Genomic DNA, 22,559 nt, shown 5'->3' on the forward strand with positions numbered 1-22,559 from the left:
ATGGTCCCCTCAGTTGATGCTGGATTGAGGCAGGTTGCGCGACACTGTCAACCTGTTGAGCTGACAGGATTCCTGAGTTATTGCGTGCTGGATCAGCGAAGGAATGTCGAGGATCAGGGCGACCTCTCCCCCCCCCAGAATGGTTGAGCCACTGATGCCCTGCAGGCGCTGGAACAATTTTCCCAACGGTTTGATGACGGTCTGGAATTCTCCCAGCAGTTCATCCACCACCAGTCCGGATTTTTTGCCTGCGTGGCTGACCACGACAATGTTCTCGCGCCGCCCCTTGCTGCCATTGGTATCGAAGTAGTGTTGCAGGCGGATAAAGGGCAGCACCTCGCCACGCAAATTGATGTAATTACGACCTTGGGTATCGGCCAGTGCACTCTGGGTCAATTCAACGCACTCGATCACCATATCGAGGGGAATGACGTAGTGGGTATCGCAGACTCGCACCAGGAAGCCGTCGATGATGGCAAGGGTAAGCGGCAGGCGGATCTGCACACGGGTTCCTTTTCCCGGGATGCTGTCCAGATCGACCGTGCCGCGCAGGGCAGTGATGTTACGTTTGACGACATCCATGCCCACCCCGCGACCGGAGAGGTTGGTTATCGCCTCGGCGGTAGAGAATCCCGGCTCGAAGATCAGGTTGTATATCTCCTGATCAGTCAGCGTGGTGGTTGGGCTGATCAGACCGCGCTCGATGGCTTTTTGCTGGATCCTGGCTTTGTTGAGACCAGCTCCATCATCCCGAATTTCGATGACGATACTGTTGGAGTCGTGATAGGCATTAAGATTCAGGGTGCCACGGGGGGATTTGCCTGCCAGCAGCCGTTGCTCTGCCGATTCGATGCCGTGATCCATCGAGTTTCTGACCAGATGCATCAGCGGATCGCCGATCTTCTCTACCACCGATTTGTCCAGTTCGGTCTCGGCTCCGGAGATCACCAGAGTGATATCCTTGTTCAGTTCCTGACTGACATCGCGCACCACCCGCTGGAAGCGGTTGAAGGTATCGCCGATAGGCACCATTCGCAGGCGCAGTGCACTGTCGCGGATCTCTTCCACCAGCATGGCAATGACCGAGGTGGCTTCCTGCAGTTGGCTTTCGCGGGTGCGTTGGGCCAGCAGATTGGCTCCTGAACTGGCGACTACCAACTCCCCGACCAGATTGATCAGATCGTCCAGCTTGTCGGCATGCACCCTGACGTAACGGCCCTCTTTGCTCTTGCTCTCCTTGGTCTGGTTCTGTTTTTTCAGGGCGGCATCGACGACGGCTTCGTTGACAGCACCCTGCGCAATCAGGATCTCCCCGAGTTTGGGCGCTTGTTCTGCCGAGGTCGCTTGTTGTGCCTGCAGACCGCTGGCTAACTCCTCTGCGGTGAGGGCGCCGGTGTTGACCAACAACTGGCCCAGCATGGTGCTATCTTCCGGTAGCGACTCGATCAGGTTGATGAACTCGGCGATCTTGCTGTGGGGCGGCAAGATGGTGATCTGACAGTCATCTCTGACAAATTCAAAGACATCGCTGATGGCCGTCTTGTCTGCCTGCGAGTCGAAGTCTATCTCGTAGCCGAGGTAGCAATTCACCGGATCGAACTGTTCCCAATCCGGTAGCGCCTGATGGATGGTCTCCACCGAGCATATGGTTCCTAGTGTGCCGAGATAGCGCAGAAATGCGGCCGGATCCATGCCATTGCGCAGTACATCGGGACCAAAACGCAGTGAGATATGCCACAGGGAGGCGGAGCTGGTAATCCCTCCCTCTTTTTCGATCTTGGGTTCCGGCGTATGTACAGTATCTGGCAGCGTGGCATGGGGGACGCACTGATGACGGGTGAGGGTGAGCCTCAGCCGTTCATCCTGGTTGGCATCGCCCTCGCTTAACGTGCTGCCCTGTTCTGCAACGACACTGATGAGCGTCTGGATATGGTCACAGCTCTCCAGCAGATCCTTGATCAGAGGAGAGGTGACGGTGAGCTGCTGATTGCGGATCTGGTCTAGCAGATCCTCGACGATATGGGTAAACCCGACGATGGGTTGCAGACCAAACAGGCCAGCCGACCCTTTGATGGTATGAGCAGCACGGAAGATGGCACCAATCAGCTCGCTATTGTCAGGGTCAGATTCCAGTGATAGAAGGGCTGACTCCATCTCTTCAAGCAACTCGCGTGCCTCGGCGATATAGGTTTGTAAAGCCTGATCAAGATCGATGCTCACGGTGACTCCTTGTCATGGTAGCTCAGGGCCGTTCGCCATGGGTGATGAGGGTGGGGTCGCCAAAAAAGGCCGAGAGCTGGCAGAGCTCCAGCAGTTCAAGCACAACATGGCTGTGCCAGACCAGCGCCAGGGAGGAGCCTTGCTGCAGAGCGGTTTTCTTCGCGGCCAGCAGCAATTGCAGCCCTGCGCTGTCTATCTCGGATACCGCCGCCAAATTCAGCTCCAGTTCGTTCCCCTGATGCAATAAGGGCGAGAGGGCATCTTTCAGCTCGCTGACTGTATAAATGGTGATCTCGTCCGGCATGGTCACCACTACCTTGTTGTCGAGTAGCTCACTCTGTAGTTGCATGATGTGCTCCGGATCACGGCATGATGAGCTTGGCGACTGCGGCCAGCATCTGTTCGGGCTGGAAGGGTTTGACCACCCAGGCCTTGGCTCCTGCAGCTTGTCCCTCCTGCTTCTTGCTGTCCTGAGACTCGGTGGTCAGCATGATGACAGGGGTAAATTTGTAGTTGGCCAGCTTTTTGGCCTCTTTGACGAAGGTGATGCCATCCATGTTCGGCATATTGACGTCACTGATGATCAGGTTGATCTTCTTGCCATCTAGTTTGTTGAGCGCATCTTTGCCGTCAGAGGCTTCCATGACCTCATAACCGGCGCCCTTGAGGGTCATGCCCACGACTTGGCGAATAGTTGCCGAGTCATCCACGATCAGGATCGTTTTGCCCATATCTCTCTCCTAGAAAAATGTGATGTCGGCGCTGCTTGGTTGCGCGTTTACAGAACGGGTGGTGCGACCATGGTGAATATTGCGCTGTTCGTCGGTAGCGTATGAGAGCTCCATCTCTGCCAGCCAGCGATTGGCATCGATCTGGATTGGCCCTGTCGCATTGCTGCTCTGCTCCGAAGCAACCAGATGGCTGGAGAGGCTCTCCATGTTTTGTCTGACGTGGCTGAGGATCTGGCTGACCCTGTCTTGAAATTGCAGCGAGACAATGACGCTGGAGATTTCGCGATGGATATCGGTGCTCTCGTTTTGCAGCAGGGAGGCGGATTCCGCCAGGCTGTCAGTGGCATGGCGAAAACGGGCCAGTACCTGCTCAATTGTCTGCTCCGAATTGAGCGCCGAGGCGTGATCCCGTGCGGCAGCATTTTCGGCAATCTGGAAGGCGCGGCCGATAGCAGTATTGATGGTATCAACCTTGTCGGTCATCTTCTGGGCGGTTTCGCTGGAGAGGCGGGAGAGGTTGCGCACTTCATCAGCGACCACAGCAAAGCCACGACCTGCTTCCCCTGCACGAGCTGCTTCAATGGCTGCGTTGAGGGCCAGCAGGTTGGTCTGGGAGGCGATTTTGGCCACATCCATGGCCATGGTGTTGAGCTCTATGGTGTAGGTGGTCAGGCTTTTTATCTCACCCAGCATGGCGTCCCGATTGGCCTGGGCGGAGTGCAGGATGGCCACTACCTCATTGAGTTGCTGCTGGCTCTCGCTCAAGACTCCAGCCATGCCACGGGAATTGGCATCACCCAGTTCTCCGGCTGCCAGATGAGAAGCATTGACTGCTTCCTCTAGCTTGTTGGCCAAGCCGCTGAAGCGTTGGGTCAGGTCAATCATCGCGGCTTCGGTTTGTTGACGAGAGCTTTCAATTTGCTGGGACCAGATAGGTAGAGCCTTCTCGCACACCTGTTCGAGCCCGATGATGGAGTGGGCGAGAGGATCGGTCGCGATGGTTTGTTCCTCTCCTGCACGATGTCGGAGTGTGTGCTGGTGGAAGTGACTCGATGTCCAGAGCGCGGCGGCAATACCAACCAGCACATTGAGCAGCAGGTAGAGAGGTGACAGCGCATCGGCGAGCTGCAGCAACAGGCAGCTGAGCAGAGCAAGCCCGATGCAGCAAATCCAGCAAACCGGTTCCCAAAGCGGTGTGTTCACGCCACTTTTGTGTTGTGCCATACGTAGCTTATCCCTGTGCAATTATTTGGTAAGAGGTAAAGGCGCGGGACCGAAACAGTCATGGTGCCCCTTGACGCTCTTTTCTTTATTTATAGTTGGCACAATAAGGTTAGCGGAAAAAAATTAATTGGCTGCAAATCGGAGTTGTTTGTATCAGCGATTGCCGTATCAAGCGGCTTGCGAAATGGGGGGAAGAGCCAGGTGGGGATGAAAAGGAGAGAAGGAGCCTGAGGATTCAGGCTCCTGATGAGGATCAAGCCTCGTTGGCGTGGGCCTTCTGGCAACCTTCCACGGCGTGGGCAATCAGTTCCAGCGCGCTCTTGTCACACGGGGGCAGTTCGGCATCGCACGCCTTGATAGGGGTGACGCGATCGCCCCACTTGATGATGGCGGCCCCCCAGGTCAGGCCGGCACCGAAAGCGGCGGTCAGCAGATAAGAGTTCGGCTTGACGCGGCCCTGCTCCAGCGCTTCGCACAGGGCGATGGGCACAGTGGCTGCGGAGGTGTTGCCGTAGTTTTCGATGTTGACCATCACCTTCTCCATCGGCGCATTCATCCGCTTGGCGAGGGTCTCGATGATGCGGATATTGGCCTGATGGGGAACGATCAAGTCGACCTGCTCCGGCGCGATACCGGCCTGCGCCAGCACAGTGTTGGTGGCTTCACCCATGCCGCGCACGGCGCGTTTGAAGATCTCCGGCCCTTCGAAGTTGAAGGTGAACAGCCCATCGATGTCGGCAAAACGCACCCGATCGGTACCGAAGTTCGGTACGTGCAGGATCTCCCGCGCTTCGCTGTCGCAGCCCAGCTTGTTGGCGATCAGGCCACACTCCTGCTCGCTTGCCTCGATCACCACGGCTCCGGCACCATCGCCAAACAGCACGGCGGTATCGCGGCGCGCCCAATCCAGCAAGTAGGTGAGGCGTTCGGCGCCGATCACCAGCACCTTCTTCATCATGCCGGTCTGCACCAGCGAGGTGGCGACGGAGAGGGAATAGACGAAACCAGTGCAGGCAGCGTTGAGATCAAACACGGCGGCGTTGACGGCCCCGAGCTTCTTCTGCACCGCAGAGGCGGCGCTTGGCAGCAGGTTGTCCGGGGTGGCGGTGGCCAGGATGATGCCATCGAGATCGCTCGCTTCCAGACCGGCGCAGGCCAGCGCGCGGCGACCGGCCAGGGTGGCGAGATCCGAGGTGCTGACATGGGAGATCCGGCGGGCCTTGATGCCGGTGCGCGGATAGATCCACTCGTCTGACGTATCCATGATGGTGCTGAGGTCATCGTTGGTCAGCACGGAGGGAGGCAGGCATTTGCCCCAGCCGGTGATATTGGCGTATTTCATCTTGTTACCGCTTCTCAAAGTGGATCGCCCGCGGGCGGAAAATCGTGCAATTATGCCGTACGAGACAACCACTGTCATCTTGTGGTCATGGTTATGTGCGGGGGGATCCGCTGTGCCATCTGGTCGCAAAGGGCCGCAACGCGCTGAACATGGCAGGAAATTTCGCTTAAAGCGCGGGACTCCTCTGCCCTAAGATAGGCATTTCGCCACCGATGAGGGTATCTCCTTGCTCAGAGCCAATCTCAACTTGTTGCCGACCCTCAAGGTGCTGCTGGAGACCCGCAATATCAGCCGCGCCGCCGAGCTGTTGCACCTGAGTCAGCCCTCCATCAGCAAGCAGCTTGCCCAGTTGCGCAGCGAGTTTGACGACGAGTTGCTGGTGCGGGAGGGGCAACGCTGGCTGCTGACGCCACGGGCCGAACTGTTGGCCGCCCAGCTGGCGGATTCTCTCGATGCGCTGGAGCGGCTCTACGAGGCGCCCGGATTTGACCCAAGCCGCTGCGAGCGGGTATTTCGGCTCGCCTCCTCCGATTATGTGGCCCAGCATATCCTGCCCGATATCTGTGCCGCGCTCGCCAAAGAGGCGCCGTTGGCGGCGCTGGAGTACAGCCTGTGGGACAAGCGTCAGCTGCCGCAGTTGTGGCAGTCCGAGCTCGATCTGGTCTCCACCATCACCGAGCTGGTACCGGAGCAGATCCGTGGTCTGCATCAGGGGGAAGATCGGCTGGCGGTGCTGATGGGATGTCACCATCCGCTGGCAGGCAAGGCGCTGAGTCTCGATGACTATCTCGCCTGGCCTCACCTGCAGGTGAGTGGCGGTGGTGACAAGGACAGCCCGGTGGAGCAGGTATTGGCGCCGCAGGGACTGAGTCGGCGCTGGTTTGCCAGAGTCCCCTTCTTTCAGGCGGCAGTGGAGGTGTTGCTGCGCACCGATTGCCTGATGACCACCCCGGCTCATATCGCCTGGCAGCTTTCCTGCGGCCTTGAGCTCACCTTTGTCGATCTGCCCTTTGCGACCCGCGACCAGCAGTATCATCTGCTGTGGCACCAGCGCCACCATCAGGATCCGGCCCACCGCTGGTTTCGCGAGCTGGCCTACCCATTCCTGCGGGATCACCTGCAACGTACCGTCGGCGAGAGTCGCAAGCTGCTCGATCTCCGCGGTTAGCCGCAGTCAGTTGTGTGGTGCCATAGCCATTGGTTATGGAATCTATTCATAACTTTCACTACTGGCATAATGGCTCAGCCCGTACCCTGAATGCAGGTCATCATATCGAGCATATAAAGAGGAAATGCATGGAACTGACGAGTTGGCTGGCACTGGCCGCAATCTGCGTGATGGGCGCCATCAGCCCGGGGCCGAGTCTGGCGCTGATCATCCGCAACACGGTGCAGGGCGGGCAAGGGCACGGCGTCGCCACCGCGCTCGGACACGGCCTCGGGGTTGGTATCTATGCTCTGGTGACCGCGCTTGGCCTCTCCATTCTGATCACCCAGACCCCTATCCTGTTTGATCTGATCCGCTACGGCGGTGCTGTGTTTCTTGCCTGGCTTGGGGTGAAAGCCCTGCTGGCAAAACCAGCCAGTGGTGACGCGAGTGAAGAAGTTCACCAGCTGCGTGGTCGGCAAGGGGCCTTTGAAGGTTTTATGGTGGCCTTCCTTAACCCCCAGCTGGCGGTCTTCTTCATCGCCCTGTTCAGCCAGTTTGTGCGGGCCGATACCGGCTGGAGCGAAGGGGGCATCATGATGCTCACCGCGGGCGGGATCGATGCCGTCTGGTACGTGCTGGTGGCACTGGTGCTCTCGCGCGGGCCGGTGCTGGCGTGGCTCAAAGCCAAATCCTATGTGATCGATAAGGTGAGCGGCTTGGTGCTGCTCGGGCTGGCGCTCAAGGTGGTTATCTAATCCTGCATTTTGCGGATACCTTAAGCGGGATCAAGGCACGCGGGTGGTGAATGGGCTAGAGTAGCGCCCATTTGCTGTCCGCCCTGATCCCGAGACCATGCACCAGAACAAGCACCCGTTAAGCCACAACAACCGGTTGGAGCTGCTGGCTCCGGCCAAGAACCTCGCCTACGGCATCGAGGCCATCAACCATGGTGCCGATGCCGTCTACATGGGCGGCCCTGCCTTTGGCGCCCGCAGTGCGGCGGGCAACTCCATCGAGGATATCGAAGCGCTGGCACGTCACGCCCACCGTTTCGGCGCCCAGGTCTTTGTCGCCTTCAACACCCTGCTGCACGATCACGAGCTGGAGCAGGCCCGGCGGCTGACCCACCAGATCTACGAAGCCGGTGCCGATGCGCTCATCGTGCAGGATATGGGACTGCTGGCGCTGGATTTGCCTCCCATCGCGCTCCATGCCAGTACTCAGACCGACAACCGCACGCCGGAGAAGGTGAAGTTTCTGCAGGATGTGGGTTTCTCTCAGGTGGTGCTGGCGCGCGAACTGTCTCTTGCGCAGATCCGCGAGATCAGTGCTGCGACCAATGTGCAGCTGGAGTTCTTTATCCACGGCGCGCTCTGCGTCTCCTACAGCGGCCAGTGCAACATCAGCCATGCCCGTACCGGCCGCAGTGCCAACCGTGGCGAGTGTGCCCAGCTCTGTCGCTTGCCCTGCTCGCTGCAAAAGCCGGACGGTGAAGTGCTGGTGGCCGACAGCCACCTGCTGTCGCTCAAGGATATGGATCAGACCGACAACCTGGAGGCCTTGATCGAGGCGGGGATCCGCTCCTTCAAAATTGAAGGGCGTCTCAAGGGGCTCGACTACGTCAAGAACGTCACCGCCTGGTATCGCCAGAAGCTGGACGCCATTCTGGATAGCCGCTCCGATCTGGTAGCCGCCTCTGCGGGTCGTTGCAGCTACAGCTTCACGCCTGACCCCAAGAAGAGCTTCAACCGCGGCAGCACCGACTACTTCCTCCATGGCCGCCAGCAGGGGATCGACTCCACCAAAAGCCCGAAATATGTGGGCGAACCGCTGGGGCGTGTCACCAAGGTGACCCGTGACGGTATCGAGATCGACGGCAAACAGGTCACCCTCAACAACGGCGACGGTTTGGGCTTCTTCAAGCCGAACAACGAGCTGGTGGGGATGCGCCTCAACAAGGTCGAAGGTAAGCAGTTACTCCTGTCTGAACGCATGCCAGGGCTAAAGGTGGGGACAGAAATCTACCGCAACCACGATCAGGCGTTCAGCAAGATGCTGGAGAAGGCGAGCGCGGATCGCCGCATCCGGGTCGATATGGTGCTGGCAGAATGCGATGAGGGTGTGATCCTCACGCTCACCGACGAGCAGGGCATCAGCATTGCGGTGACCCTGCCTTGCGACAAGCAGCCTGCTGACAACCCGGGGCGGGCGCTGCAACAGGCGCGGGATCAGCTTGGCAAACTCGGCAATACCCTGTTTGTGGCGCGCAAGATTGAGTTGGTAGTAACGAGGCCGCTATTTATCGCCGCATCACAGCTCAACGGTTTGCGCCGGGACGGCATCGCCGCGCTGGAGGCGGCTCGCGTGGCCAGCTACCAGCGCCCCGAGCGACGTATCGCCCTGCGGGATATCAACTATCCCCAGCACCGTCTCTCCTACCTTGGCAATGTGCTGAACAGCGCGGCCGAGCAGTTCTTCCGCGAACACGGGGTGGAGCGGATTGCTCCCGCCTATGAGGCGAACAAGGAGGAGCGGGAAGTGGTGCTGATGATCACCAAGCATTGCATCCGCTATAGCCAGAACCTCTGCCCGAACGAGGTGCCAGGTCTCAAGGCCGAGCCGCTGGAGCTCAAGATGGGTAAGGACACCTTCCGCCTGCGTTTTGACTGCAACCGCTGCGAAATGCATGTGATGGGCAGCCTGAAACGCTGATCAATGAGCCCCTTTCTCAGTCAGGAAAGGGGCAATTTTTATCGCAGGTTCTCTGCCTACCCTCCTTTAATTGCCCCTCTCCAGCGCCAGCAGTGCCTTTTTAATCTCCAATCCCCCCGCATAGCCGGTCAGGCTGCCGTTTTGGCCGATCACCCGATGGCAGGGGACGATGATCGAGAGCGGATTGCGGCCATTCGCCGCGCCCACTGCCCGCACCGCATCGGGTTTGCCGATGGTGCGAGCGATATCGCTGTAGCTGCGGGTCTCGCCGTAGGGGATGTCGCACAACGCTTGCCATACCGCCTGCTGAAAGGCGGTGCCACGGGCGGCAAGGGGCAGGGAGAAGCGCTGCAAGCGACCGGCAAAATAGGCGTCAAATTCGGCGAGGAAGGGAGCCAGCGCTTCGTGATCTTGCTGCCAGCCACTCATATCGGGCAGTGCCCGCAGGCCCGCCACAAAGTCCACGTGCACCAGACCGGATTCATTGATGGCGACCAGCAGATCGCCGCAGCGGGTCGGCAGAATATCGTAGCGGATCATGGTGTTATCTCCTGTTGTTGGGTGTCTGGCTGTTGTTCATTGCCGGTAGCACGGAGCAGCAAATCGGGCGCTTCACTCATGGCGTGCCACAGCCAGCTGGCCGCATAGCTGCGCCACGGCTGCCACGCCGCACTTTGGGTTAACACCTCTTTCACCGGCAGCTTGGTGCCGCCGCCGAGTGCCTTTTGCAGCACCAGATCGGAGGCGGGGAAGGCATCGGTATCCAGCCCGCAACGCAGCCGCCAGTAAGCGACCGTCCAGGGGCCTATGCCCGGCAGCGCCAGCAACTGCTCATCACTGGCTGTCGTGAGGGTCAGCTCACCGCTGGCCAGTGCCTTCGCCACTCCCCGCAGGGTACGAATACGGCTGCCGGGCATGCCGATGCCGTCGAGATCGAGTTCGCACAACTGGGCGGGAGTCGGTAGTTGCGCCACCCCGAATTGCGCCTCGGTGCGCGCCACCAGTCGCCCGAGTATGGTGATGGCCCCCTTGACCGAGACCTGCTGGCCGACGATGGCGCGCAGCATCACCTCGTATTCGTCCCAGCCTCCCGGCAGCCGTACGCCGGGCCAGCGCGCCTGCAAGCGGGCGAGCAGCGGATCCTGACCGAGCAGATCACCGATCCGCTGCATGTCGGCATCGAGATCCCACATCCGACGCACCCGATAGAGTAGATCGGGCAGCGCAGCGAGCGGCAGGTCATGGACGGTGAGCTGCAGGCTGTACCCCTTGCCCTGCGCGATGCGGACCAGCGCGACCTGATCGCCGACCCGATAGCGCCGCTCATACACCTCGCCATCTACCCGCTCCAGCCCCGGGATTGCCCGCAGCCGGTAGAACGCCAGCATGGCCGCCACGTCATACGGAGGGCGGTAGGGCAGTTGCAGCGTCAGGGTTGCGCCGCGCGGCTGATCGCTCATGTGCTCTGGCGCGTCACCGTGCTGCTCCTGCTGGCGCAGGGTGCGTGGGGCCAGCCCGTAGGCGTTGAGCCAAGCGTCATTGAAGCGGCGGATGCTGGCAAAACCGGCGGCAAACGCGATGTCGGTAATGGGCAGCCCGGTTTCGGTCAGCAGCCTTTTTGCGAGCAGCAAGCGGCGCGTCTGCTCCACCTGTTTTGGCGAGGCGCCGAGGTGCTGTTCGAACTGGCGGCGCAGGGTGCGTTCGCTGATCCCGGCCTCAGCGGCCAGTGCGGCGAGCGTGCCGTCAGCCAGCTCGCCGCGATCGATGCGCGCCAGCAGACGTGCCAGTTCAACCGGCAGATCGCCACGGGCGGCGGGGGCCAGCTCGGGGCGGCAGCGCATGCAGGGTCGCAGCCCATACTGCTCGGCGGCCGCGGCGCTTTGGAAGTAGCGCACATTGTGCTCGTGCGGTGGCCGTGCCGGGCAGACTGGCCGGCAGTAGATGCCGGTCGAGAGCACGCCGGTAAAGAAGCGGCCATCAAAACGAGCGTCGCGGGCGAGCCGTGCGGCGTGACACTGTTCGCGGCTGAGGGTGTTGATCACCTCATCCGGTGACGACTCAGGGCTTGGCTTTGCATTCATGGTGTTGGCGGCTTTGCTGGAATAGATGGCAAGAGAGTAAGGGGGCTCGGGGGCCATGACTAGCCAGAAACGGACAGAGATAGCAAAAATTGGCCAAAGGTTATTTTGCTCTTTCATTGCACGGCCGGGTTTCACTCTTCGTCACGCTGTTATTCATGTATCGCGGCTCGACAGAAGGGGGCATAACGGACGGGTCGGAGGCACGATTGGCCTAGCTTTATTTTCTTAGCGAGATTAGTGGCGGCGAAAACTGCTTAAAAATTAATAACAGATCACATAACTATCTTTTTTACGTTGAGTGTGGCGATTTTGTGTTGTTCAATCGAGTCAGTTAATTTTTGATGATTATTAAGTCATCACATCTGCGGCCTTAGGCCGACCAATAACAACAACACTTGCCAAGGATGATAAGTGAACGACTGTAAGGCATGGCCCCATTGCCGAGGCTTTAGTCTGATCGAGTTGTTGATCGCCATGACGGTTGTCAGCATTCTCGCGGCCATCGCGTTGCCAGCGTATCAGGGTTATCTGCAACAGGGACGTCGTTACGAAGCGCAGCAGCAATTGCTGGAGCAGGCGCTCGCCCTCGAACGTATCTATACCCAACAGGGACGTTATCCCGACACGTTTGCCACCCCTTCCAACACGGATTTCTACCAGTTCAGCTACAGCCAGCAAGATGCTGGCGACTACCTGCTCAAAGCCATTCCAACGACGCGACAACAGGATGAGTGCGGCACTCTGACCCTCGATCAGACCGGTTATCGCGCGGCCAATCGCCATGACTGCTGGGGATCATAAGATGAATGTGCGCGGATTTACCCTGATTGAGTTGATGATCACGGTCGGCATAGCCGCCATCTTGCTACTGGTCGGGTTGCCCTCCATGAGTCAGCGCCTTGCGGCCGAACGGCTCGATCGCAGTGCGACCGAACTCGCGTCTGCCTACCGCTTTGCCCGCAGCGAAGCGGTCAAGCTGACCCTGCCGGTGGTATTGCAGGGCACCGAGAACGGTGGCTGGGAGGTGATGGCTGACAGCAAGTTGCTGCGTCAGGCGGCAGCACCTGCTGGCGGAGTGGTGATCAAGCCGTTTGACCCCATCCAGATCGCGCCAACCGGCAGCAGCAGCCACGCCGAGATCATTCTGGCCAATCGCCTCGGTGAGCAGCGGGTGCTCTGCGTGGCCCCGAGCGGCCAGCTGCTGCAAGGGAGCTGCTCATGAGATACGCCGCACTTGCCCGCCAGCAAGGCTTCAATCTGGTGGAGATCATGGTCTCCATGGTGTTGGCTGTGATGGTGTTTCTCGGTCTCGCCAAGGGGCAGATGGTCTCGTTGCAGCAGGCGCATTACAGCTTGCAGAGCACGCTGGCCACGATCGAGGCGAGCAACAGCGTGGAGCAGATCTGGAGCTCGCTGTGTGAAGTGCAGCGCAAGCCCGAGCGGTTCACCCAAGCCGATTTTCTTGCCCGCTTCACCCTGCAGGATGGCCACCGGCTGGTGCTACCGAACCGTTATAGCGACAACTTTGTGGTCGCTATCGAGTGGCAGGATGAGCGGGTCTCCGGCGCCAAGCGGGTGGAGCTGAACGCAGGATTTCCGCCTTTATGCTAAGCGTCCTTTCACGGCAACGAGGCGTCAGTCTCGTCGAGCTGATGATCTCCATGGTGCTCGGTCTGATGCTGATGCTGGCGATTTTTGCCGGTTACGCCCCGATCAAGAGCACGGTCGAGCAGAGCAAGGCGTTGGAGCAGGCGAACGAAGTGCTGCGCTTTGCCACCCTCACCTTTACCAACAGCATCAAGCAGGCGGATCAGCTGATAGCCGTCACCCCTGATCGTCTGACGCTGGCTTTCAAGGTGGAAGGTGGCAGTCAGGTGCTCTCCTGCCTTGGCAACCAGAAAACCGCCGATTTTACCGAGCAGTACCGCTTCACTCCGCCGGTACTCAGTTGCGATGACGGAGATGGCCCGCGCCTGTTGCTGGCCCATCTTCAGGATCTTGAATTCGGCCAGCAGGGTGCACTGGTCAATATCCGCATCTTGCCCGAAGGGCTGCCGAGCTATCTGGCACCGGGAGTAGAGGTGCAGGTGGCCCGCCGCAAGGCGGTCTGGGCAGCAGCGTTGGCCACATCCGGTGCCAACGCCACTGCAGGGGGAGCGGGATGAACAAGGGATTGCAGGGGCAGCGGGGAGCCGTACTGCTGGTGGTGCTGGTGGTGAGCCTGCTGTCGAGTCTGCTGGTGTTTACCAGCATTCAGGAGAACCAGTTGCAGACTCGCCTGAGCGGCAATTTTCACAAGAAGATCAATGCGCAGCTCAGTGCCGAGCAGGGGATGAACGAGAGTTATCGTGCCCTGCATCAGGCGCTTGGCGCCGAACCGCGGATAGAGTGGGAGCAACTGGTGCAGAAGGTGCCTGGCAAGGGGGAAGGAGCCATGGCGGGCAGCCGCTTCAGCATCGATCAGCTGGATGCCTCCACAGGCAGCAAGCTGGCGTTGCAGAGCCATGGCCGCTATCTGGAGGGCAATGCCAGCCTCAACGCCCTGTTTACCCTCAAGCGCGAGCCCGGCAATCTCATCTTTCAGGATTCGGTGGTGGCATGCGAAGGGCTAAGCCTTTCCGGTAGCGGTTTTATCGACAGCTACGATTCGCGCAAGGGCAAATATGGCGGCACCAACATTAACCAGAATGCCAAGGTGGCGACCGTCAGTGACAAGGCCAATGTAGTGCTCGACGGCAATTCGCCAATTTGGGGCGATGTACGGGCGACCGGCTCCGTGACCCTGAACGGATCTTCTCCCATCTCAGGCAACGTGAATGCCGGGAGTGACGTCATTATCTCCCCCTCTTCGGACAAGATTGTCCGGGTCTCCGGCAATGTGAAAGGTGGCGGTAGTTTGACCCTGAAAGGGGGGCGCATCGGTGGTCAGGTGGCGGTCAATGGCAATGTTTCCATGGACTGGGGTACCAGCATCGACAGCGGCAAACTCAGTTATGGTGGTGCTGGTTTTTTTAAAGATCAGGAGAATCAGAAGTATCTGGATCCCGAGTACCGCAACGATCCCAGGTTGCCACCTGTGGCCGGGCAGGTGTGTGACCCGCTCAATGTGACCGCGCTGCCGAACTCTCCCAAGCTGGCCAATCTGCCGCTGAATGGCCCGTTGACGCTGGGCGCCACCCAGCAGATGGTGCTGACCACGGATCCTGCCACTGGCTCGGTCACCAGCAGCAACCAGCACAAGCCCGGGCTACCGCTACCCGGCAAGGGGGAGCTGTTTGGCAAGGAGCAGACCGTTTACAAGCTCGACAGCCTCAATATGGGGGCCGATGCCAGTCTCACCATCAAGGGGGATGTGGTGCTGCTGATCGACAAGGATTTCACCATGACTGGCAGCAACAAGTTGACGGTGAGCGAGGGGAGCAGTCTGACCCTGATCGTCAGCGGCAAGGTTGATCTCGGGGCCGGTGCCGAGGTGACGGCAGTCAAGCAGGGGCTGACCGCTGGCGGTACGCCCGCTATCTCCATCTATTCCGCGTATAGCGGCAAGGATGGGATCAAGCTGTCGGGCAATACCCCGCTCTATGCCGCCCTCTATGCCCCGCTCACCGAGATGAAGATCAGCGGAAGTGGCGGTCTGTACGGGGCGGTGCGTGCAAAACACTTGACCGAGAGCGGTGCGGGCGGGGTGCACTATGACGAGGCGCTGGGCATGGCAGATCTGGGGGAGGATCAGGGGCCGCCTCCAACGCTGGCACTGCGGCAGTGGCACTTTGTGCAGTGAGGCTGGCGAGCCGCTAAAAAGGATCGAACGGGGCGCGCAACTGTGAGAAGGTGGAGATCTGTCCACCCAGCCGTTCACTGTTGAGGAGTGTTTCATGCCAGGCCCCGCTCGCGCCGGTGCCCTGATCTATGCCAAGGATCCGGGCCTGCTGACCCACTTTTACCGTACCCTGCTGCAGATGGTGGTCTGCAGTCAGGATGAGCAGTTGGTGGTGCTGGAAAACAGCGATATCCAGCTGCTGATCCACGCCATTCCCGAGCCTTATGCCGGGCAAGTTGTTATCAAGCGGCCGCCGGAATTGCGGGAAGAGGGGGCCATCAAGCTGTTCTTCACCGTCTCCAGCCTCGCCTGGGCAGAAGCGAAGGCGGCGGATCTCGGCGGCGGTTTGCTGCCACAGCAGTGGACGGGGCCCGGCTTTGTGGTGCGCAACGCCTTCGACCCGGAGGGCAATATCCTGCAACTGCGCGAGTTGCTGGGTTCCCCTGATCCTCTCTGAATCCTCTCTTTGTTCAGCATTGCTGTGACGGTGATCGCCATAAAAACGGGGCCCTGTAGTGGTCAACTAAAAAGGGCCCCGTTCTGCTGTTAGCTTACTGCGCTCATTACTTCAGGTAGCGCTGTTCCAGATGCTGGCGCAGCCAGTGCGGGTTGAGCGCTTCACCGGTGGCGCGGCGCACCAGCTCGTCGGTGCTGTGCAGGCTCCCCTGTGACCAGATGTTGCGTCCGAGCCAGCCGAAGATCTCCGGCAGGCGGCCCGCCGCGATCACCTCACCCATGCTGCCCAGCTCTTTCTCGAGGGCAAAGCGCAGCTGGGCGGCATACATGGCGCCCAGGGTGTAGCTCGGGAAGTAGCCGAACGAGCCGTCGGTCCAGTGAATATCCTGCATGCAGCCATTGCGGTAGTTGCCCTTGGTGGAGAGCCCCAGCCACTGCTGCATCTTGGCATCCCACAGCTCGGGGATGTCGGCCACCTCGATCTTCCCTTCCACCAGATCGCGCTCCAGCTCGTAGCGCAGGATAACGTGGGCCGGATAGGTCACCTCGTCCGCATCGACCCGGATAAAGCCCGGCTCGACCCGGCTGTAGAGCTTGGCCAGATTGTCCGGCGCAAACGCCGCCTGTTCGCCGAAGTGGTGACGAATGCGTGGTGCCAGCAGCGCGAGGAAGGCCGGATGATGCCCCAGCTGCATCTCGCAAAACAGGCTCTGACTCTCGTGGATCGCCATGGAGCGCGCTTCGGCCACCGGCTGACCCAGCAGATGGCGCGGCAGCCCCTGCTCGTAACGGGCGTGACCGGTCTCGTGCACTATGCCCATCAGGCTGGAGACAAACTCCTGCTCGTTATAGCGGGTAGTGATCCGAACGTCGGTCGGCACGCCGCCACAGAAGGGGTGGCTGCTCACATCGAGGCGACCGTGGGCGAAATCAAAGCCGAGCAGCCCCATTACCTCCTGACCGAGCGCCTGCTGGGTGGGGATAGGGAAGGGGCCTTGCGGCAGTAGCAGGGCATCGCCCTTCTGCTGTTCACTCACGGTCTGGATAAGAGCCGGCAGCCAGCTGGCCAGATCGCCGAAGATCTGATCGAGCCGCGCGCTGGTCATGCCCGGCTCATAGAGGGCCAGCATGGCGTCGTAGGGGCGCACGCCAAGCGCATCGGCCCGTAATTGCGCCACTTCACGGGAGAGTTTCACCACCTCCTCGAGATTGGGGGCAAAACCGGCCCAGTCGTTGTTCTTGCGCTGGCTGCGCCAGGCGTGCTCGCACTTGCTGCCAGCGAGCGACAGCGCTTCGACCAGCTCACCGGGCAGCAGGCTGGCATCTTGCCACTGGCGCTTGATCTCACGGAGGTTGGCGAGTTGAACTTCATCGAGCGGCTCACTCTCGGCCTTGGCAATCCAGTCGCCCAGCTCGGGAGCGGTGCGCTTCTGGTGGATCAGCAGACCGAGTTCGGCCATCGCTTCGGCGCGGGCATCGTTGCCCCCTTCCGGCATCATGGCCGCCTGATCCCAGCCGCAGATGGCGGCGAGGTGGCTAAAGCGGTGGATCTGCTGCTGATGTTGTTCAAGCTTTTGATATGACATGGGATTGTCCTTGTTATCGTCCCTGATGGTATGCCGCCCCGTACCTGGCATGATCGGGGCCGTTCGATGCTAACACCACCGCTGTATAGTTGACCACCTTCATGCTGGCGGGCAAAAGACGTGGGGGCGAGAGGCGGATTAGCCGAGCCGCTTCTGGTGCCGCTCGCGGTTTTCCGCTTTTTTGCGTTCGCTTTTGCGCAGCAGCACGTATAGAGCACCGCTGCCGCCGTGGCGACGCTCTGCGCTGTGGATCGCCATGACGGCGGGCAGTTGCGGCAACCAGGCGCTGACATAGCTTTTCAGCAGGGCGCGCGGGGTGCTGCGCTCCCCCTTGCCGTGCAGGATCAACAGGCAGCGGATATCCCGGACTTCACAATCCGCAATGAACTGCACCAGCGTCTGGCGCGCTTCGTTGAGGGTTTTCTGGTGCAAGTCCAGGCTTGCCTGCAGCTCGTATTTGCCGAGCCGCAGCTTCTTGTAGACCCCCTCCTGCACCCCATCACGCTTGAAGCCGACGATTTCGTGCGGATCTAGCATCTCGATGGCCTCCATGGTGAGGTGGTCGAGGGCGAGTTGTTCGGCAGTGGCAGCCTGGCGGCGAGCGAGCTGCGCCTCGGTCGGGGCGGATTTGGCCGCATGGGGATGGATGTTGTTGCTGCGAATGGGCCGCACGTCGGCCACTTCATTCATGAATAGCGAGAGTTCGTCGTTATGAGACACGGCAGGCTCCCCATAAGAAAAAGTGGGGGCCATTATAACGGCCGCAACCGGCACAGAAAACGGGGAAAGGGGCAGGGGATAAGGGGCGACCAGCATGGACACTGGTGCAGTCTGGCCCGGGAAGCACAGTCGCGAACCATAAAACAGCACAGGCGGTCAGTGTGAGCTGCCGCCTGTGGTCAGAGGATTATTTTCCCTCTTTGGGCTGTTGAGAATGGGGTTGCTGTGAATGAGGCGGTTGCGAGTGCATCACCTTGTAGATGAAGTAGGCCGCGTAAGAGCTGATGAGCAAGAAGGTGCCGATAATCACCAGCATCGACATCAATCCCACGCTGTTGCCAAACATCAGGTCCAGCCAAAAGTCCATTTTATTGCTCCTGTCACCCGGTTGATGACAGGCATGATAAATACCTCTTTGCCCCGTCCGGGATGATCCCGATCAACTCCCTTGCAGGTTGTTTAATAACCAGCGCGTTCTGTGATCGTTCTCACTGGACTCCTTGCTACCGAGCCTGCACAGGGCCCGGTGTGGTGAGCGGGGTAATGCGCCACCCCTGCTGCTCCAGCAACGTCAGCAACCCCTGTTCGCCGTAAAGGTGCAGGGCGCCTACCACGATAAAGCTCTCGTTGGGCAGGGTGGACCATTTCTTCAGCCAGTTGTGGTTGCGCTCGGCCAGCAGGGTCTGCTCCATCCAGTTCTGTAGCGCGGGGGGAGCCATCTCCTCCTTGAGCAGATTGATCAGCGTCGCCTCATCTCCCTGCTGCCACGCCTTCATCACGGCGGCGAAACCACTCTCCAGCATCGGTAGCTCATCCAGGGTGCTGGCGAGCATCAGGGTCTGGTTGTCACCCACGCTGGCCAGATAACCGAGCTGCTCCAGCAGGGTTTCAAAACCCACTACCGGTTTGCCCTCTTTGGCGGCCCGGACGGCAAAGTGCTGGTCTATCCCGAGTTCACTCTTGAAGTCGGAGCGGGCCATGGCGGCCTGGGTCAGGGTAATGGCGGCAAACCATGGGCGCAGGGTGGCGAGGGTCGCCTCGTCGATGCCATAGCGGGCGCCCGCCATCAGGGTGCGTTGATAGAGCTCGGCAGGCAGATGCTCCTTGAGCGGTTTGCCATCCACCAGTCGGGTGAGGGAGCCGGTCTGTTGCCACTGATCCGGCGTGATGCTGTTCATGTCCACCTCCATCACCAGTGCGCGACTCTGCAGCCAGGCACGCTCCACTGGCTCGGGTAGCGGATAGAGGGCTGGTTTGCCCGCATGGATGGAGCCCAGCAGCCAGTGTTGCTGGTTGCCCTTGCTCACCCGATAGAAGGCGGGATCGGCAAAGGCGTGCAGCGGTAGCAGCAGGCAGAGCAGGAAGACAAAGAGGGTGCGATGAAAACTCATGGAGATCCTTAATGTGCGCCGGGTGACTTCTCTTGCAGACAATAACCCCTATGATAAGTCCTCATTTCAGATAACCAAGAGGTTTGCCATGCCCCATCTTCGTTTTCGCGCCGTGACGCTCGAGACCCTGCAACAGGTGAGCGGCCCGCTGCTGGCCGAGCTTTGCGAGCTGACCGGCGGCAAGCCGGAGTTTGTCACCATGGAGCGGATTGATAGCTGCTGGATACGCAACGGTGAGCCAGAGACGGGTTTTCCGTTTGTCGAGCTGCACTGGTTCGAGCGGCCGCAGGAGATGCAGGACGCCGCCGCGCGCCTTATCACGCGCCATTTGAAACTAGTGCTGGGGGAGCAGACCTATGTGGTGGTGCAGGTGATCCCTCTGGTCAAGAGTGCCTACTACAGCAATGGCGAGCACTATTGAAAAGAGGGACAAACAAGGTTGGCGGATTGGATTACGCCGCTATACAGCTAACTCAAACTGGGCGGCAGGATGCTTGTCGCCCATCACGGGATCAGGCCGATTTGGCCAGCAGTTTATCGAGCCAGCGAGTGGGCAATACCCGTCGCAAGAAGGCAAACAGCCGGGTTGGCGTGGTCACCGGATAGCGTGCCTTGGGATGGGCGTGGGTCAGCGCATGGAGCAGCGGCGGGATGCAGGCTTCGCTCGGGAGGGTAAAGCCGCTGGTGGCCCCCTCTTTTTCCAGCCGCGTCAGGGTTTGGCGGTAGGCCGACTGATGACGGCTCTGGGCCGGATCGATGTGCCGCAAGAAGGCGCTGCGGGCATTGGCACGAAAACAGGTATCGATGGGGCCCGGTTCAATCAGGCTGATATGTACCCCGCTACCCGCCAGTTCGAGGCGCAGAGTGTCGCTATAACCTTCCAGCGCAAATTTGCTGGCGTTGTAGGCGCCGCGATACTTCATGGCAACCAGTCCCAGAACCGAGCTGTTCTGCACTATCCGCCCCTCTTTGGCTTCCAGCATCGGAGGCAGCACCTGACGGATCAGATGGTGCCAGCCAAACAGGTTGGTATTGAATTGTTCCCTGAGCGCCTCGGTGGGCAGATCTTCCAGCGCCCCGGGTTGGCCATAAGCGCCATTGTTGAACAGGCCATAGAGGCGCCCGCCTGCCAGATGGAGCGCCGCACTGGCCCCCAGTTCGATGGAAGCAGGGTCCGCCAGATCCAGCTGAACTGCCAGCAATCCCTGTTGCTGCAAACGGGCCACATCTTCCGCCTTGCGCGCCGAGGCGATCACGGTAAAACCGTGCTGCCCGAGCGCCTGTGCGGCGGCGAGGCCAATACCGCTGGAACAACCGGTGATCAGAACAAAACGGGGCATGATGGCGTCCTTGTGACTGCTGACAAAAGCGTGTGGGCAGGTGAGCGGGTAAAATTCTTATCCGGCTCGCATGTTAGCTTGCCAACCGGCAAAAAGAAAACCGGGCCAAGTGGCCCGGTTTGCTGACATCGTATTGCCTGATTACATGATGGTAAACGGAGCAATTATGTGGAACTTGACGTCACGCTCGGAGGTAAACATGTTGGGATAAGCCCAGCTACCCAGTTCATCTTGCTTGTTGTTATAGTCGGTGAAGTGCAGTTTGAACAGGGTGCCTTTCAACTTGCCATCTTGTACGGTGTACATGACATCGAAGTTGGCAGCCCACTCTTCCCCATTTTTCAGACCTGTAGTGGGATTCTCAGCATCCCAACCATAGGCACCGGATACACCAACTGCCCAGCCTGGCGCGCCTACAAGATCATCCAGAGAACGTGTTACGCCGGCGAACAATGCCTTCTCGTTGTGGTTGTTCCAGTCAGAGCGGGAATCCCACCAAATTTCGTTGGCGCCTTGAGAGTTTGCGTAACCTGTAGTCAAGCGAGGCAGGTAGTTACCTAAAGCCCCTTCCGCTTTGGTCCACAGCCCTTCCAAGCGGAAGCCATATTGGGCGTAGTTCCATGCAGCAGTCAAAGCTTGCTGCCATGCCAGCCCATCGTAGTCATTGTTTTCGGTTTCAGAGCCGTAGAATTGATAACTGGTGGAGAGGCCGCCTAGCACGTCAAACTTGTGAGCCAGTTTGAAGTGGTAGCTGTCCATATAGCCTTCGGACTGACCGAAGGAACCAGTCACGGCAGTGCCATTTTCGAAGGTATAACGAGCAGCTAAACCGTGGATATAGTCGATGCTGTTTTCATCGCTAAATGCTGAACTGCCCGCATACATAGTCTTTTTAGAGAAACCAGCAGTCTCTTTAAACCACGGTGCCTTGTATTCATCGGCAATTGCGTAAGTAAGGTAGAGACCGCCAAAGTTGCCTTCGACTTGGCCACCACGATAGGTACCTGGTTGATAGGACCAGTTAACACCGATCACTCCGGGAACGTAAAGCTGGGTATAACCACCTTTTGCGGTGACGCCAGTGTTACCAAAATTGAACTTAAGCGCGGCATTAGACAAGCTAAATCCATTTTCGGATAAATTATCCATTTTTTCGCCCCATTGTCTGCCAATGAAGCTGAACTCGTTTTCTTCGTTAACACCATTACTTTCATCGATGGAGAGATCGTAGGCACCAAATCCACCCAGATCCAGACCGATAAAGTTCCACGCATAACCCGAGTTAAAGTTCAGTGCGGCTTGAGCGGTACCATGGCTAAGATTGGAATGATATTTTCCATCGCCAGTAGCGCCACCTTGGATGCGCTGACGATCACGCTGGAAGTAGAACAGACCGCCGGTCAGTTTGGAGTCTTTAACGAAGGTTTCATAGGACTGGCCGTATTCCGGGCTCATCATATCCTGAGCTGCCAACGCCATACCGGGGGCGACCAGAGCGGCTACCACAGCGGCACTCAAAGCGGCGCGCTTGAAGATCACTTTTTCCATTTTTATTGCTCCTGATTTTATGGACTTAGCTTTTTTTTTCCGGCAGTTGGCATCGGGCCTACCGCTCGGTATTGGCATTGCAATCAAAGCCCCGAAGGGCAAAAAATCTTGTCTTGGCTACCTGCAAACCCGGATGTCTTGGCACATCTGTAGTTGGCAGTCCTGATCATCACATGTTGTTTTTTTATGTTCCGATTCTTGGCTATCGGACAACCCCAAGAGTACGTTCGCGGTGCGA

At 59.2% G+C, this 22,559-nt stretch carries 23 protein-coding genes; 10 read left to right on the top strand and 13 right to left on the bottom strand.

Annotated features, from left to right (window positions below; all coding sequences use genetic code 11):
- Window positions 1–9: 9 nt before the first annotated feature.
- The 5 genes from AB5Y82_RS12220 to AB5Y82_RS12240 form a co-directional block, all read right to left on the bottom strand.
- Window positions 10–2,220: a chemotaxis protein CheA gene (locus AB5Y82_RS12220; protein WP_368173997.1), complete on the bottom strand. Its 2,211-nt coding sequence runs from the start codon at window positions 2,218–2,220 to the stop codon at window positions 10–12.
- Window positions 2,221–2,242: 22 nt separating this feature from the next.
- On the bottom strand, window positions 2,243–2,569 hold the full coding sequence (locus tag AB5Y82_RS12225; protein ID WP_005358513.1) for an STAS domain-containing protein: 327 nt from the start codon (window positions 2,567–2,569) through the stop codon (window positions 2,243–2,245).
- Between the two features lie 13 nt (window positions 2,570–2,582).
- Window positions 2,583–2,951 (bottom strand): response regulator, encoded by a 369-nt coding sequence (locus AB5Y82_RS12230; protein ID WP_005338778.1) that lies wholly within the window; start codon window positions 2,949–2,951, stop codon window positions 2,583–2,585.
- Window positions 2,952–2,960: 9 nt separating this feature from the next.
- On the bottom strand, window positions 2,961–4,175 hold the full coding sequence (locus AB5Y82_RS12235; protein WP_139439992.1) for a methyl-accepting chemotaxis protein: 1,215 nt from the start codon (window positions 4,173–4,175) through the stop codon (window positions 2,961–2,963).
- A gap of 253 nt (window positions 4,176–4,428) precedes the next feature.
- Window positions 4,429–5,517 (bottom strand): ketoacyl-ACP synthase III, encoded by a 1,089-nt coding sequence (locus tag AB5Y82_RS12240; protein ID WP_201937368.1) that lies wholly within the window; start codon window positions 5,515–5,517, stop codon window positions 4,429–4,431.
- Window positions 5,518–5,743: 226 nt separating this feature from the next.
- Between AB5Y82_RS12240 and AB5Y82_RS12245 the strand changes: the two genes are divergently transcribed.
- From AB5Y82_RS12245 to AB5Y82_RS12255, 3 genes are all read left to right on the top strand, one after another.
- Window positions 5,744–6,685, top strand: coding sequence for a LysR family transcriptional regulator (locus AB5Y82_RS12245; RefSeq protein ID WP_236292129.1), 942 nt, complete (start codon window positions 5,744–5,746; stop codon window positions 6,683–6,685).
- 128 nt (window positions 6,686–6,813) lie between these two features.
- Complete coding sequence (locus AB5Y82_RS12250) at window positions 6,814–7,422, top strand: LysE family translocator (RefSeq protein ID WP_236292127.1); 609 nt, start codon at window positions 6,814–6,816, stop codon at window positions 7,420–7,422.
- 97 nt (window positions 7,423–7,519) lie between these two features.
- Window positions 7,520–9,379, top strand: a complete 1,860-nt coding sequence (locus tag AB5Y82_RS12255) for a U32 family peptidase (protein WP_368173998.1) — start codon at window positions 7,520–7,522, stop codon at window positions 9,377–9,379.
- 66 nt (window positions 9,380–9,445) lie between these two features.
- On the opposite strand, the gene AB5Y82_RS12260 is transcribed toward AB5Y82_RS12255, so the two are convergent.
- Both AB5Y82_RS12260 and AB5Y82_RS12265 read right to left on the bottom strand, forming a co-directional pair.
- Window positions 9,446–9,919, bottom strand: coding sequence for a methylated-DNA--[protein]-cysteine S-methyltransferase (locus AB5Y82_RS12260; RefSeq protein ID WP_139461154.1), 474 nt, complete (start codon window positions 9,917–9,919; stop codon window positions 9,446–9,448).
- Window positions 9,916–11,460: an AlkA N-terminal domain-containing protein gene (locus AB5Y82_RS12265; protein WP_368173999.1), complete on the bottom strand. Its 1,545-nt coding sequence runs from the start codon at window positions 11,458–11,460 to the stop codon at window positions 9,916–9,918. Before AB5Y82_RS12265 ends, AB5Y82_RS12260 begins: the two co-directional genes overlap by 4 nt.
- A gap of 411 nt (window positions 11,461–11,871) precedes the next feature.
- Between AB5Y82_RS12265 and AB5Y82_RS12270 the strand changes: the two genes are divergently transcribed.
- From AB5Y82_RS12270 to AB5Y82_RS12295, 6 genes are all read left to right on the top strand, one after another.
- A complete protein-coding gene (locus AB5Y82_RS12270) occupies window positions 11,872–12,261 on the top strand; it encodes a type IV pilin protein (RefSeq protein WP_005343572.1) in 390 nt (129 codons plus the stop codon).
- A 1-nt stretch (window position 12,262) separates the two neighbouring features.
- Window positions 12,263–12,682 (top strand): GspH/FimT family pseudopilin, encoded by a 420-nt coding sequence (locus AB5Y82_RS12275; RefSeq protein WP_005338751.1) that lies wholly within the window; start codon window positions 12,263–12,265, stop codon window positions 12,680–12,682.
- A complete protein-coding gene (locus AB5Y82_RS12280) occupies window positions 12,679–13,071 on the top strand; it encodes a prepilin-type N-terminal cleavage/methylation domain-containing protein (protein ID WP_204484027.1) in 393 nt (130 codons plus the stop codon). Before AB5Y82_RS12275 ends, AB5Y82_RS12280 begins: the two co-directional genes overlap by 4 nt.
- The gene (locus AB5Y82_RS12285; RefSeq protein WP_204484026.1) at window positions 13,065–13,625 is read left to right on the top strand and encodes a PilW family protein; all 561 of its coding nucleotides are present in this window, start codon (window positions 13,065–13,067) and stop codon (window positions 13,623–13,625) included. The genes AB5Y82_RS12280 and AB5Y82_RS12285 overlap by 7 nt, the downstream gene beginning before the upstream one ends.
- Window positions 13,622–15,241, top strand: coding sequence for a hypothetical protein (locus AB5Y82_RS12290; protein WP_368174000.1), 1,620 nt, complete (start codon window positions 13,622–13,624; stop codon window positions 15,239–15,241). The genes AB5Y82_RS12285 and AB5Y82_RS12290 overlap by 4 nt, the downstream gene beginning before the upstream one ends.
- Window positions 15,242–15,335: 94 nt before the next feature.
- A complete protein-coding gene (locus AB5Y82_RS12295; protein ID WP_005343580.1) occupies window positions 15,336–15,737 on the top strand; it encodes a VOC family protein in 402 nt (133 codons plus the stop codon).
- Window positions 15,738–15,843: 106 nt separating this feature from the next.
- On the opposite strand, the gene AB5Y82_RS12300 is transcribed toward AB5Y82_RS12295, so the two are convergent.
- From AB5Y82_RS12300 to AB5Y82_RS12315, 4 genes are all read right to left on the bottom strand, one after another.
- Window positions 15,844–17,322: a carboxypeptidase M32 gene (locus tag AB5Y82_RS12300; protein WP_368174001.1), complete on the bottom strand. Its 1,479-nt coding sequence runs from the start codon at window positions 17,320–17,322 to the stop codon at window positions 15,844–15,846.
- A 138-nt stretch (window positions 17,323–17,460) separates the two neighbouring features.
- Window positions 17,461–18,042, bottom strand: coding sequence for a DNA endonuclease SmrA (gene smrA / locus AB5Y82_RS12305; protein ID WP_368174002.1), 582 nt, complete (start codon window positions 18,040–18,042; stop codon window positions 17,461–17,463).
- A gap of 187 nt (window positions 18,043–18,229) precedes the next feature.
- The gene (locus AB5Y82_RS12310) at window positions 18,230–18,409 is read right to left on the bottom strand and encodes a DUF3149 domain-containing protein (RefSeq protein WP_005338733.1); all 180 of its coding nucleotides are present in this window, start codon (window positions 18,407–18,409) and stop codon (window positions 18,230–18,232) included.
- Window positions 18,410–18,545: 136 nt separating this feature from the next.
- Window positions 18,546–19,433, bottom strand: a complete 888-nt coding sequence (locus tag AB5Y82_RS12315; RefSeq protein WP_368174003.1) for a TraB/GumN family protein — start codon at window positions 19,431–19,433, stop codon at window positions 18,546–18,548.
- Between the two features lie 88 nt (window positions 19,434–19,521).
- On the opposite strand from AB5Y82_RS12315, the gene AB5Y82_RS12320 reads away from it, so the two are divergent.
- Window positions 19,522–19,854, top strand: coding sequence for a DUF1904 family protein (locus AB5Y82_RS12320; RefSeq protein WP_368174004.1), 333 nt, complete (start codon window positions 19,522–19,524; stop codon window positions 19,852–19,854).
- 91 nt (window positions 19,855–19,945) lie between these two features.
- Here AB5Y82_RS12320 and AB5Y82_RS12325 read toward each other — a convergent pair whose 3' ends face one another.
- Together AB5Y82_RS12325 and AB5Y82_RS12330 are read right to left on the bottom strand one after the other, a co-directional pair.
- Complete coding sequence (locus AB5Y82_RS12325) at window positions 19,946–20,773, bottom strand: SDR family oxidoreductase (protein ID WP_368174005.1); 828 nt, start codon at window positions 20,771–20,773, stop codon at window positions 19,946–19,948.
- A 141-nt stretch (window positions 20,774–20,914) separates the two neighbouring features.
- The gene (locus AB5Y82_RS12330) at window positions 20,915–22,321 is read right to left on the bottom strand and encodes an OprD family outer membrane porin (RefSeq protein WP_040068554.1); all 1,407 of its coding nucleotides are present in this window, start codon (window positions 22,319–22,321) and stop codon (window positions 20,915–20,917) included.
- Window positions 22,322–22,559: the final 238 nt, after the last annotated feature.

The sequence above is a fragment of the Aeromonas sp. s13 genome (genome assembly GCF_040907905.1).
Lineage (GTDB): Bacteria > Pseudomonadota > Gammaproteobacteria > Enterobacterales > Aeromonadaceae > Aeromonas > Aeromonas veronii.